The 12,797-nt window shown below is 61.4% G+C and carries 8 protein-coding genes; 4 read left to right on the top strand and 4 right to left on the bottom strand.

Annotated features, from left to right (window positions below; genetic code table 11):
• Positions 1-8 precede the first annotated feature (8 nt).
• A complete protein-coding gene (gene miaB, locus B7G66_RS02995; protein WP_048858843.1) occupies positions 9-1,403 on the bottom strand; it encodes a tRNA (N6-isopentenyl adenosine(37)-C2)-methylthiotransferase MiaB in 1,395 nt (464 codons plus the stop codon).
• 726 nt (positions 1,404-2,129) lie between these two features.
• Between miaB and B7G66_RS02990 the strand changes: the two genes are divergently transcribed.
• Both B7G66_RS02990 and B7G66_RS02985 read left to right on the top strand, forming a co-directional pair.
• A complete protein-coding gene (locus B7G66_RS02990) occupies positions 2,130-4,013 on the top strand; it encodes an autotransporter assembly complex protein TamA (RefSeq protein ID WP_040511998.1) in 1,884 nt (627 codons plus the stop codon).
• A complete protein-coding gene (locus B7G66_RS02985; protein ID WP_003620335.1) occupies positions 4,013-8,200 on the top strand; it encodes a translocation/assembly module TamB domain-containing protein in 4,188 nt (1,395 codons plus the stop codon). Before B7G66_RS02990 ends, B7G66_RS02985 begins: the two co-directional genes overlap by 1 nt.
• A gap of 182 nt (positions 8,201-8,382) precedes the next feature.
• Here the strand turns inward: B7G66_RS02985 and B7G66_RS02980 are convergent, their stop codons facing one another.
• Positions 8,383-8,979: a CarD family transcriptional regulator gene (locus tag B7G66_RS02980; RefSeq protein ID WP_040510844.1), complete on the bottom strand. Its 597-nt coding sequence runs from the start codon at positions 8,977-8,979 to the stop codon at positions 8,383-8,385.
• Between the two features lie 73 nt (positions 8,980-9,052).
• A complete protein-coding gene (locus B7G66_RS02975; RefSeq protein WP_003620333.1) occupies positions 9,053-9,928 on the bottom strand; it encodes a bestrophin family protein in 876 nt (291 codons plus the stop codon).
• 245 nt (positions 9,929-10,173) lie between these two features.
• Between B7G66_RS02975 and B7G66_RS02970 the strand changes: the two genes are divergently transcribed.
• Together B7G66_RS02970 and fghA are read left to right on the top strand one after the other, a co-directional pair.
• A complete protein-coding gene (locus tag B7G66_RS02970; protein WP_003620331.1) occupies positions 10,174-11,289 on the top strand; it encodes an S-(hydroxymethyl)glutathione dehydrogenase/class III alcohol dehydrogenase in 1,116 nt (371 codons plus the stop codon).
• A gap of 2 nt (positions 11,290-11,291) precedes the next feature.
• Positions 11,292-12,179, top strand: a complete 888-nt coding sequence (gene fghA, locus B7G66_RS02965) for an S-formylglutathione hydrolase (RefSeq protein WP_003620330.1) — start codon at positions 11,292-11,294, stop codon at positions 12,177-12,179.
• 40 nt (positions 12,180-12,219) lie between these two features.
• Here fghA and B7G66_RS02960 read toward each other — a convergent pair whose 3' ends face one another.
• Complete coding sequence (locus B7G66_RS02960) at positions 12,220-12,639, bottom strand: secondary thiamine-phosphate synthase enzyme YjbQ (RefSeq protein ID WP_003620328.1); 420 nt, start codon at positions 12,637-12,639, stop codon at positions 12,220-12,222.
• Between the last annotated feature and the right edge of the window lie 158 nt (positions 12,640-12,797).

Here is a 12,797-nt window from a genome sequence, read left to right as displayed (position 1 = left end):
GTGTTCTCTCAAACCCTGTCTGTCTCCCCTGTCAGCACACCACCCAGCGAATTGGTGTGCAGCTTCACGATATCGACCTCGGCCACCTGTCCGATCAGGCTGTCGGGGCCTTCGACATGTACGGCCTGCAGATACGGGCTTTTGCCCGAAATCTGCCCCGGTTTGCGCCCACGGCCGGTAAACAGCACATCCACGCGCTGTCCCACGCTGGCCGCGTTGAAGGCGTCTTGCTGTTCACGCAGCAACGCCTGCAACCTCTGCAACCTTGCATCCTTCACGTCTTCGGGCACCTGCGCGCCGGCATTGGATGCCGGGGTTCCCGGACGGGGCGAGTATTTGAACGAATATGCCTGGGCAAAGCCGATGTCGCGGATCAGTTGCATTGTCTGTTCAAAATCCTCGTCGGTTTCGCCGGGATGGCCGACAATGAAATCCGACGACAGCGCAAGGTCGGGCCGCGCGGTGCGCAGGCGCGCCACAAGGTCGCGATATTCCTGTGCCGTGTGCCCCCGGTTCATCGCCGCAAGGACACGGTCCGACCCTGATTGCACCGGCAGGTGCAGGAACGGCATCAGGGCGGGCTGTTCACGATGGGCGGCAACCAGGCCGTCATCCATATCACGCGGATGCGACGTGGTATATCGGATGCGTTCGACCCCAACCTGACCTGCAAGTTCCGCCGTCAGCCGCGCCAGCCCCCATGTCGTCCCGTCCGGGCCATCACCGTGATAGGCATTGACGTTCTGGCCCAGCAGCGTGATTTCGCGCACGCCATGCGCCACCAGCCGCCGTGCCTCGTCCATGATTGCCGCCACGGGGCGGCTGGCCTCTGCGCCACGGGTATAGGGCACCACGCAGAAGGAGCAGAATTTATCACATCCTTCCTGAATCGTCAGGAACGCGGCCCCGCCAGCCGGTACCTCACGTTCGGGGGGCAGGAAGTCGAATTTCTGTTCCACCGGGAAATCGGTTTCGATCACGGCCCCGGCGGCGCGGGCGGCGCGGGCCACCATTTCGGGCAGGCGATGATAGGTCTGTGGCCCCAGCACGATATCGACATAGGGCGCGCGCGCCAGGATTTCGCGTCCCTCGGCCTGCGCCACACACCCTGCGACGGCAAGGACGGTCTGCTGTCCGGCCTGTGCGCGGGCCTCTTTCACCAGACGCAGCCGCCCAAGTTCCGAGAAGACCTTTTCTGCGGCGCGATCACGGATATGGCAGGTATTGAGGATGATCATGTCGGCGCGATCCGGGGCGTCAACCGCCTCGTATCCCAATGGGCGCAGGACATCGGTCATCCGTTCGCTGTCATATACGTTCATCTGGCAGCCCCACGTAATGACATGCAATCCGCGTGCCTGCTTGCCGGAGCGCACGGTGGAGGCGCAGGGAAGGGGGGTCATATCATTCACGCAAACGGGTTCCTTGACATCGGGCGGGACAATCCCGCGAGGCGGCGCAAACACATCGTGTGTGTCGCGCGGATGGTCAAGACCCGAAACCACATGTCATAAAGGATAAAGGACCCATATCGTGACATTATCCCCCGATGGGATGACCGATTCAAAATATATCCTGTAATGCGATCATGGCGGATGACGCGGGGGTTTTGTCAAGGACAGTTTTGGCATCGCCCCGCCCGGCGCCCATGCCGACGCCACAGGCATCGCGGGGCCTGGGCGGGGATGGCACGGGGAAAAAGGGCCGGGAACTGGGCATCGGGCGACATATCGCAAAATGTCATGCGATGCCGGTGCATGACCAGTGCATGTTGCCATCCCATCTTTATCATGGCGGGCGGCGTGTCGGTCGGGTGCGGACATATTCACCTTCTGACCATATTTATCCCTTAATCAGTCCTCTATGTGAGGTCTCCGGTGCAAATATGGGTTGGAATATGCGGTGCCGCGATGCCAGACACCCCATGAGAGGGATTTTCCATTATCGCCATGCGCAGAGTTCGTGCTTAACATGCCCATGGCAGGTGGATGGATGACAGAAGTGCGAATGGGGACGACTTGACGTTTTTTCGTCACTTTCCGACGACATGGCATGCATTGCCCGTACCCGCTGAAAACGGGACATTTTCCAATAGACCACAGTGGTGGGCGCCTGCGCGGCTGCCTGCAATGGCGCTGTGCGTGGCTGCGCTTGCGGGGGGTGTTACGCCTGCGCGTGCGGCGGACCCGCAACCCTATGTCACGGTCATCCGTCCCACGGGGAATGCCGACCTTGATACCGCCGTGCATGCCTCTTCCGATCTGCTGGGACTGCAGAAGACACATACCGTCAGTCCTTTTGCCCTTGTGGGCCGGATTCACAATGATTACGCCCGCATCCGCAGCGCACTCGAAAGTTTCGGGTATTACGCGCCGACCATTGTGATCCAGGCGGCGATTGCGTCCAAGAACGGGGCCACCAACCCGCAGGACGGGCACGACCCTGACCTGCCTGAATGGATGCAGGCCATCCCGGCCAGCCAGAAGATGGAAATCACCGTTTCCATTACCAAGGGGCCACAGTTCCGGATCGGTTCCATCAGCATTGTCCCGGCAAAGGGCAAGCCACCTGTCAAGCTTGATGCCCACGAAACCGAATCCCTGGGCATCAGAACCGGCGATCCCGCGATCGCGGCCAATATCCTCAAGGCCGGTTCTCAGCTTCAGACGACCCTTGCCGAAGAGGGATACGCACTGGCCGATGTCAGCACGCCGCAGGCGTGGCTGCGGCCACAGACGCGTACGATCGACGTTGCCTTTACGGTGACGCGCGGGCCGGTTGTCAATCTTGGTGCCTTCAGTTTTGGCGGCCTGCGTCGCACCCATCCCGCCTATGTCGTGCGGCGCCTGACCATTGCCCCGGGCGAGTTGTACCAGCCTTCCCGCATTGAGGCGGCGCGTCAGGGCCTGTCATCAATGGGGGTATTTTCCGATGTGCAGGTCCATCATGATCAGCAACTGGCGTCCGACGGGACATTGCCGCTGGACTTCAGCTTTGCGGAATCGAAGCGGCATAGCGTGGGTGTCGAAGGGGGCTATTCCACCGACCTTGGCGGGCGTGCCGGTGTGTCGTGGACGCACCGCAACCTGTTTGGCAATGCCGAGCGCCTGCGCCTGACGGCACTGGCCACCGGGTTGGGCGGTTCGGCTGAACAGGGGTTGGGCTATGACCTGTATGCGGATCTGATGAAGCCTGATTTCGGGTCGCGCAACCAGAATCTCAGCGCCCGGATCGAGGGTATCCGCCAGCTTCTGTATTCCTATCGGCAGACTGCGATCCTGGCCCGCGCCGGGATCGTACGCCGCATCAGTTCCCACTGGAACGTCGCCTTTGGCGGTGAGGTGGAGCAAGAACGCATCGACCAGATGTCACAGACGCATAATTATTTCATCGTCTCCCTGCCGTTAAGCGCGACCTATGACGGGACGGGTGTGGATAATCCCATCACGCCTGCGACCCATGGCGTGCGTGTCAGTATGAATGTCACGCCTTCGGCATCGCTGGAGGATCGTACATCGTTCTTCATGATCATGCAGGCGACGGTTTCGACCTATTTCGACCTTGCGAATCTTGGCCTTGCGCGAAAGGGGCGCAGCGTGCTGGCCGTACGCGGGACGATCGGCAATGTGGAAGGGGCGTCCACCTATGCCATTCCCCCTGACCAGCGGCTTTATGCCGGTGGCAGTGCGACCGTGCGTGGATACCGTTATCAGGGGGTCGGGCCGCAGTTCGCCAACAGCCGCTATGCCATTGGCGGGACATCGATGGATGCGGGGTCTTTTGAATATCGGCAGCGTATCTTGCAGAAATTCGGCGCCGTTGGCTTCATCGACGCGGGGCAGGTTTCTGATGGCAGCACGCCGTTCAAGGGAACATTGCGTGCCGGGGCGGGGGCGGGGGCGCGTTATTATACGCCCATCGGTCCCGTGCGGCTGGATATTGCCGTTCCGCTCAACCGCCCGCGACGTGGCGATAAATGGGAACTGTATGTCGGGCTGGGGGAAACGTTCTGATGAACGAGACGCAAAATCCGGCCCGCCCGGCATTGTGGAAAACCCTGCTGAAGATAGGGGGACTTGTCCTTGGCGTTCCGCTGGGGCTGGTGCTGCTGGCGTTCATGCTGATCCTGGTGGGGGCGAACACGGGGATGGGCCGTCATGAGATCGAACGCCGCCTGCCCGGCCTTACCGGCGGCAGCGTTCGGATGACGGGACTGTCGGGGCGGTTTCCTGATTCATTGCGGATCGCGCATCTGGAACTCAACGATTACCGTGGCACATGGCTTGCGATTGACGATCTGGCGCTGGACTGGTCCCCCACACGGCTGCTGTTGCGTCGGGCCGTGGTGGACGACATTTCCATCGCACGCCTTTCCATCCCGCGCCTGAGCGAGGAAGACCCGGCGCATCAGTCGCCCCCGTCCAGGGACAGCAGTGACAACGTGCATATGGGCGTGGATATCCGCCATGCCCATATCGCCCGCATTGATGTGGGCGCGCCGCTTGCACGCCTGCCCGCGACCTTCAGCCTTGACGGGCATGCGCGTCTGGCGGATATCGCGCCGGTCCTCAATGGCATATCGGTTGCGACATTGCCGGCCGCTGACATCAACCTGCAGGTACAGCGCCTGGACCAGCCGGGAACAGTGTCGGTCCGCACGCAACTGGGGCGCGGGACGCTGGCGCTGGATGTCCATGCGCATGAGGAAAAGAACGGTTTCCTTGGCACATTAAGCGGCCTGCCGATGCTGGCGCCGCTCAACCTCGACATGCATGTCAGCGGCCCGCGTGACCAGAGCACGCTGGCGGTGGCCATACAGGCTGGTGCGGCGCAGGCGCATATCGACGGGCGCGTCGGGCTGGTTCACCATGCGATGCAGTTGCGCGCCAGTCTGGAGGCCCCGGCCATGATGCTGGGACCGGATACCGGATGGCAGTCGATTGCGCTGCGAAGCGAGCTTGGCGGAACGATGGAGCGGCCCACCGGTCATGGCACCCTTGATATCGGGCAACTGAATCAGGGGGGGGCGGGCCTTAATACCCTGCATGCTGTCTTCAGCGGTCTGTCGGGGCGGAGCGCGAATGACGCCATAAATATACATGCTGATATCGACGGGTTGCGGATACCAGGTGCGCATCCCACCCTTTTCGCGGCGCAACCGGTGGCGATCGACGTGTCATGGCGGCCGGACGCGCAAGGTGCCCCCGCCGACATTACCGTGCATCATGACCTGTTGCAGGTGAATGGGCACATACGCACCACGGCCCCCCGTCAGGGCGACGTCACGCTTGACCTGCCGCGACTTGCCCCGTTTGCCGCGCTGGCATCCACCCGGCTGGAGGGTAATACGCACCTGCATGCCAATTTTGACATCCCGGATGCACGGACGGCAGGACGGGTTGCGCTGGATGGTCAGGTGGCGATCACGGGGGGGCAGGCACAGGCTGTCGGCCTGATCGGCAGGGCGGGTCATGTGCAGCTTAGTGCAAGCATGCCCCCCGCCGATGGTTCACCGCGCATCGTGCATGTGCAGGACCTGAAGGTGGACGGGCAGACCCTGCACCTGGATGCAGGTGATGCCACCGTCACGCTGTCATCGCCCACGCAGGTGGACATGACGGCGCGACTGGAGCTGCTGGACCTGCAAAAGCTTGCCCCGTCGTTGCGTGGGCAGACCAGCGTGACGCTGACGGCAAAGGGGGCGGTCGATGACCTGGCCGCGACCGTGCATGCGCAAACACAGATCGGGACACCACAGATTCAGCCCGGCCAGCTGATGACCGATCTGAATTTCCGTCACCTGCCCGCAGTGCGCGAAGGGGAGGCCACCATCAAGGGAACGCTGGATCGTGCACCGGTCGCCCTTGCCGCGTCGCTTGTAACGGGGACGGACGGGACACGGCATCTCCGCCTTGGGCAACTGTCATGGAAAAGCCTGTCGGGGCAGGCGGATATGGCCCTGCCGCATGGGCATATGGTGCCTTCGGGGACGATGGATATCCATATGACGCGGCTTGCCGACTGGCGTGACCTGCTGGGTCATGACATCACGGGACATGTTGCCGCCGGTATCCAGACAACGGCGCGCATTGGCGCGACACCGCCTGTCGTGTCCCTCAACCTTGATGGCGCCATCGGTTCCCCGTGGGCGAATATCCGGCGGCTCCAGCTTGGCGGTACGATCCGTGACCCGGTGGATGCGCCCCATACGGATCTGGACCTGAAAATTGACGATGCCGATGTCAATGACATCCATGCCAATGCACATGTCACGGCCAGGGGCCCGCTGAATGCCCTGCTGGTCAGTGCGACATCACGCCTGTCCACACCGCAAGTGGGGCCAGCGGCGCTGGATACTGTGCTGCTGCTCGATATTGCGGGGCACAAGGCCACGGCCCGCACCCTGACGGCGGAGGCACGTGGCGAACGGTTGCAACTGCTTGCCCCCGCCACCGTCAGCTATGGCGCGGCGATGGGGGTGGAACATGTGCGTGCGACCCTGACACCGCCGCAGGGACAGGCCGCCAGTATCGATATTGCCGGATCGCTCCGGCCGGGGCTGGACCTCAAGGCGGACCTGACGCACATCACCCCCGCGCTTTTGCGGCCGCTGATGCCATCATTACGTGCCGAAGGGGATATTTCGGCCCAGGCGCGCCTGACCGGGACGTTGGCGCGGCCGGGGGGGCGGATCACAATTCGCGCGGATGGGCTGAAATATCATACGGATTACACATCCTCCCTCGCCGCAGCCAACCTTGATGCAACAGCCGTCCTGAACGGAACGGTGGCCCGTGTGGACGCCAGCCTGAACGCCGGAAAGCAGGTCAGCCTGAATGTGCAGGGGAACGCACCGACAGGCCTGAATGGTGCGCTGTCGCTGCATGCCGCGGGTTCAATCGACCTTGCGGCCGCGAATGCCTATCTTGGCGCACAGGCGCGGCAGGCTGGGGGCGTGGTGCGGATGAATGTGGATGTGCGCGGTACGCCAAAGGTTCCGCTTGTTTCCGGGACGCTCGACCTTGCGGATGGCACTTTCCACGATTATGCGCAGGGGGTGCAGCTTTCGGCGATCCGGGGCAGCGTGCTGGCGCAGGGAAACCGGCTGGTCATCCAGTCCCTTAGCGCCGGTGCGGGCAAGGGAACCATCACGGCCGCCGGGTCCTATGGGATATTCGAACCCGGACACCCGATCGACCTGACCGTCACCGCGCGCAATGCCCGGCCACTGGCCAGTGACCTTATCACCGCGACCCTTGATGCCAACCTGAACATCAAGGGACAGCTTGCATCACGCATTAATGCTGGTGGGGACATCACCCTTTCGCGGGTTGATGTGAATATTCCCGATTCACTGCCGACATCGGTTGCCCATCTCGATGTCATCCGTCCCGAAGACGCAGCGACCGTCGCGCAGCAGCCCACATCCCCGCTGGTCATCGGCCTTGACCTTGGCCTGCGTTCGCCGGGACAGTTTTTTGTGCGTGGACACGGGCTGAATACCGAAATGCACGGTAATCTGCATCTGGGCGGGACCAGTGACACCCCCATCGTGACGGGGTCATTTTCCATGGCCAAGGGCACCTTCGCCCTGGGGGGGATTTCCCTTAATTTCAGCAAGGGCAAGGTCGGCTTTGACGGTATTGGTGTCACCCACGCCATCGACCCGAGCCTTGATTTCGTGGCGGAGCGCAGTACCAACGAAGGGACGGCACGCCTGAATGTCGGGGGATATGCCAGCGCGCCCAAGATCACGTTCTCTTCCACCCCGCCACTGTCACAGGACCAGATCCTTGCGATCCTGCTGTTCGGGACGGATTCACAATCCCTGTCCCCGACACAGATGGCGGAAATCGCATCGGCCATCGCCACCATCAGTGGTGGCTCTGCCTTTGATCCGCTTGGTATCGTGCGCAAGACCCTGCATCTCGATCGCCTGCAGATGAGCAGTTCGTCCAATGGTTCGGGCGGCAATGATACCGGCAGCATCGAAGCCGGAAAATACGTCATGCGTGGTGTTTATGTCGGGGCAAAGCAGGCTACGTCCGGTTCCGGCACGCAGGCACAGGTCCAGGTGGACCTGACAAAACGTCTCAAGATCAACACAACGGTCGGGACAGGTGGGAATGTGACCGGCTTTACAACACCCGAAAATGATCCGGGCAGCAGCATCGGGCTTCTTTATCAGTTCAATTACTGAGAAAAATCCCACGACAGACCGGCGATAGGGCGACGATCATCCCCATGCCCTTTCCCCATGATTGGCGCACGGTGCATCTGTTTGAAACAGGCTCGCTTATGCTTCGCAGGGTATGAAAAAGCCTGCCAGACGTGGGGTCTGGCAGGCGGGGAAGACGTGTCAGGGATGGGGAGGGAAGAGGGTCAGGCGGCCTTCATGACAGCGGTCAGCGTTTCCAGCACAATGGCGGGTTCCTTGCCTTCCAGCACCGCGACCTCTGCCACGAAACGTTCCTGCGCGGCTTCGAACAGCTTGCGCTCGCTGAAGCTGCCGTCGAGGCTGTCGACATTGCGACGCAGGTCACGCAGGACCTCTGCGATCTGGACCAGGTCGCCCGAATTGATCTTTTCCTGATACGCAACGGCACGACGTGCCCACATGCCACGGCTGACATGGGGCTTGCCCTTGATGATGGCCATGGCCTTGTCCACGATCTCGCGCGAGACGATCTTGCGCAGGCCGGACTTGCGGGCCTTGGACAGGGGGATGCGCAACGTCATCTGGTTGCCGGGGAACGAAATCTGGATCATTTCCAGTTTTGTGCCCGCGATTTCGTCAATGCCGATCCGGTCAACCCGCCCCACGCCATGCGCCGCATAGACGATGGCGTCACCTTCGCGGAACGGGTCTTCGTCCTTTTCCGGCTTGCTGCTCTTGGCTTCGGCGGCGGTCACTGCTGCGGCGGTCCGCGCCATCGCATCGGTCACACTGCCCTTCGGGGTCGTTCTGAACATGCTCATGACATGTCATATAACATAAATTTCCCCATATGTCTTGACCTGATCGAAAGCCATGGTAACGCCGCCGAATGTTTCAGTTCTGCACGCCCCGCACCGGGACCAGGGCGGGGGGGGCGGTCTGTCCACATGATTGCAGCAGGTCGATTTCGATGGTGCGCGCCATCGTGCGCATCGGCATGCCGTGCGGGGTGGAGGCAAATGGTTCCTGCAGGTCGCTGCCAATCTTGTCCAGCGCCACGAACAGCAGCCCCACCAGCGAGGACCCCAGCGGCGTGATCCAGCCCAGTGTCTGCACCATCGACAGCGGCAGGATGATGCAGAACACCGTCGCCACCAGTTTGGGCAGCACGGAAAACTGGATCGCCAGGGGCGTGTTGCGAATACGCTCCAGCCCGCCCTGCGCATTGCTCATGTCCGACAGAATCCGGTCGATCTGCCCATGCAGGGCGCCATCAATGCCCAATGCCCGCGCGCGCGCGTCAACACCCAGCCCGATCTGGAACAGGATCGCCGCCGGGATGTTGGCATGGCCGGCGATTCCGTTCTGCATCCCGGCGGGCAGGAGGCGCCTGATATCCTCCATCGTGTCGGTGCGCCCCAGCGCGCCGCGCAGTGCATGCGGATAGGCCGCCATCGCGCGTGCAAGATCAGGGCTGCCCTGCAGGATCGTCCCGACCTGCCGTGCGAAGGAGCGGCTGTTGTTGGTTACGGCCCCCCACAGGGTGCGGGCCTCCCACCAGCGGTTATAGGCGGTATTGTTGCGAAAGCTCATGAACAGGACCAGCGCGGAACCGATCAGCGAGATCGGCAGAGTCGGCTGTTCCATCCAGTCCTGATGATAGATCTGGAACATGACCACGACCACCACGTCCCACGCACCAAGCAGCACGAGGGACAGCAGGCTTTCGCGCATGAGTATCCATAATCCGATCCTGCGGTTCACGATCATCTGGATAATGTCCTGAAAATGATGGGGTCGATGAAAAAAGGTCCGGTCCGTAAGGTCCGTACTGCATTACTGCACATACCATATCGGCGGAGGGGGGAATGCCCTGACCTCACGATTGCATAATTTGTAATACCCGCCACACACGGTAACACTGTCCCATCGACATTGACGCAGAGGGGGACGGACATTCCTTATGCGTCTCTGTCACGCGTCATTTTATCATACCGTAAAAGGGTTTACAGATCATGGATGTCAGGGCAGCCGTTGCGTTCGAAGCCGGAAAACCTCTGGAAATCGAGACCGTACAACTCGAAGGCCCGCGCGAAGGTGAGGTCTTGGTGGAAATCAAGGCAACCGGCCTGTGCCATACCGACAAATACACCCTGTCCGGTGCCGATCCCGAAGGATTGTTCCCCGCGATCCTTGGCCATGAGGGCGCAGGCGTCGTGGTTGAGGTCGGGCCAGGTGTGCGCCACCTGAAGCCGGGCGACCATGTCATTCCGCTCTACACCCCTGAATGCCGGGAATGTAAATCGTGCCTGTCGCGCAAGACCAACCTGTGTACTGCCATCCGTACCACACAGGGCAAGGGCCTGATGCCCGACGGGACATCGCGCTTTTCCTTCAAGGGACAGCCGATCCATCATTATATGGGGTGTTCGACATTTGCGAACTATACGGTGCTGCCTGAAATCGCGCTGGCGAAGATCCGTCCTGATGCTCCGTTCGACAAGGTGTTCTATATCGGTTGCGGTGTGACGACCGGTATCGGCGCGGTCCTGTTCACCGCCAAGGTGGAGGCCGGGGCGTCGGTCGTGGTGTTCGGGCTTGGCGGTATCGGTCTGAATGTCATTCAGGGTGCGAAGATGGTTGGGGCCGACCGGATCATTGGCGTGGACATTAACCCCGCGCGTGAAGCCATCGCCCGCAAATTCGGCATGACCGACTTCGTCAACCCCAACGACCTTGGCCCCAATGGGGACCTTGTCGGGCATTTGGTCGAACTGACCGGGGGGGGCGCGGATTATTCGTTCGAATGTATCGGCAATCCCACCCTGATGCGTCAGGCGCTGGAATGCGCGCACCGGGGATGGGGGGTGTCCACCATTATCGGCGTCGCGGGTGCGGGGCAGGAAATCAGCACGCGTCCGTTCCAGCTTGTGACCGGGCGGCGCTGGATCGGTTCGGCCTTTGGTGGGGCGCGCGGACGCACTGATGTGCCAAAGATCGTGGATTGGTACATGGAAAACCGCATCGACATTGATGATCTCATCACCCATCGCCTGCCGCTCGAACGGATTAACGAGGGGTTTGACATGATGGCGCGCGGCGAAAGCATCCGCACCGTGGTCGAATTCTGACCATGGATGCCACGACCCTGTCCGATCCCGGCAATGAACTGACGATCCGTGCAGAACATGCGTGTTGTGGTGGCCGGGTGGGATTCTACAGCCATGCATCCCATGCCCTGGGGCTTGAGGCGCGTTTCGCCGTGTTCATGCCCGATGGGGCCAGCATGGCACGGCGTGTGCCCGTCATTCATCTGCTGGCGGGCCTGACCTGCACCGAGGAGACGTTCCTTATCAAGTCCAACATCATCCGTTTCGCGGCGCGGCATGGCATCGCCCTTGTGGCAAGCGATACCTCCCCCCGCGGGGCAGGGGTCGCGGGGGAAGATGATGCCTATGACCTTGGTAGCGGTGCAGGATTCTACCTTGATGCGACGTGTCCGCCATGGAACGCGCATTATCGCATGGGTACCTATGTGGGCGAGGAACTGCCACACCTGACCGAGCGTCTGTTCGCGCTGGATGGGGCACGGCGCGGGATCATGGGGCATTCGATGGGCGGCCATGGCGCGTTGGTCCATGCCCTGCGCGCGCCGCAGCGGTGGAAATCCGTCTCTGCCTTTGCCCCGATTGTCCATCCAGCCATCGTGCCATGGGGGGAAAAGGCGTTTTCGACCTATCTTGGTTCCGATCGTACTACATGGGCGGCCCATGATGCGACATTGCTGCTGGAGGCGGGGCATACACACCCCACAACCATCCTGATCGACCAGGGGGAAGCAGACCAGTTCCTGCACGGGCAACTGCGCCCCGAACTGCTGCGCGATGCGGCAGCAATGGCAGGTCAGGCGCTAAGGCTGCGGCTGCACAAGGGGTATGACCATTCCTACTGGTTCATTCAGTCCTTTATCGAGGAGCATGTCAGCCATCATGCCGCCATCCTGGGCGGCCCGTGCACATGACCTGACGTAACGCAGCCAGCAGGGGTGGCCCGTCGGGGTGTCAGGTGCCGATAAGATGCAGCACGATTTCACGCCGATGGGCCATGCGCCTGTGTTCAAACAAATACAGGCCCTGCCATGTGCCCAGTACGGGCCGCCCGTCCGCCACTGGCACCGAAAGCTGGGTATCGGTCAGCATGGTGCGCAGGTGGGCGGGCATGTCGTCCGGCCCTTCGTCATCATGGATGTAACGCGAGGGATCCTCGGGCACCAGTGCCTCGAAATATCGCGCGATATCCTCGCACACCGTGGGGTCGGCATTTTCCTGCACCGTCAGGCTTGCCGAAGTATGCCGACACCATAATGTCAGCAGGCCGGTCCTGATCCCCGTGGCCCCAACCCAGTCGAGCACCGGGCGTGTAATGGGCACCAGTCCCTTGCCCCGCGTCGTGGCATGCAGGGTATGCAGTTCCTGACGCATCATATACTCCTTATGCTTCATTGAGACGGTCATGCTGCCAACCGGCAGGAAGGGGAAAGTCTTTAGGGACTGTTTGAAAAGTCAGTCTCAATAACATACTGAAATTACAAAAAATTTTGGTGAAGCTTTTTCTAAAAAGCTTCAGAAGACGCCGCCTT

The sequence above is a fragment of the Novacetimonas hansenii JCM 7643 genome, assembly GCF_000964405.1.
Lineage (GTDB): Bacteria > Pseudomonadota > Alphaproteobacteria > Acetobacterales > Acetobacteraceae > Novacetimonas > Novacetimonas hansenii.
This window is presented reverse-complemented; position numbering and strand designations above follow the sequence as displayed.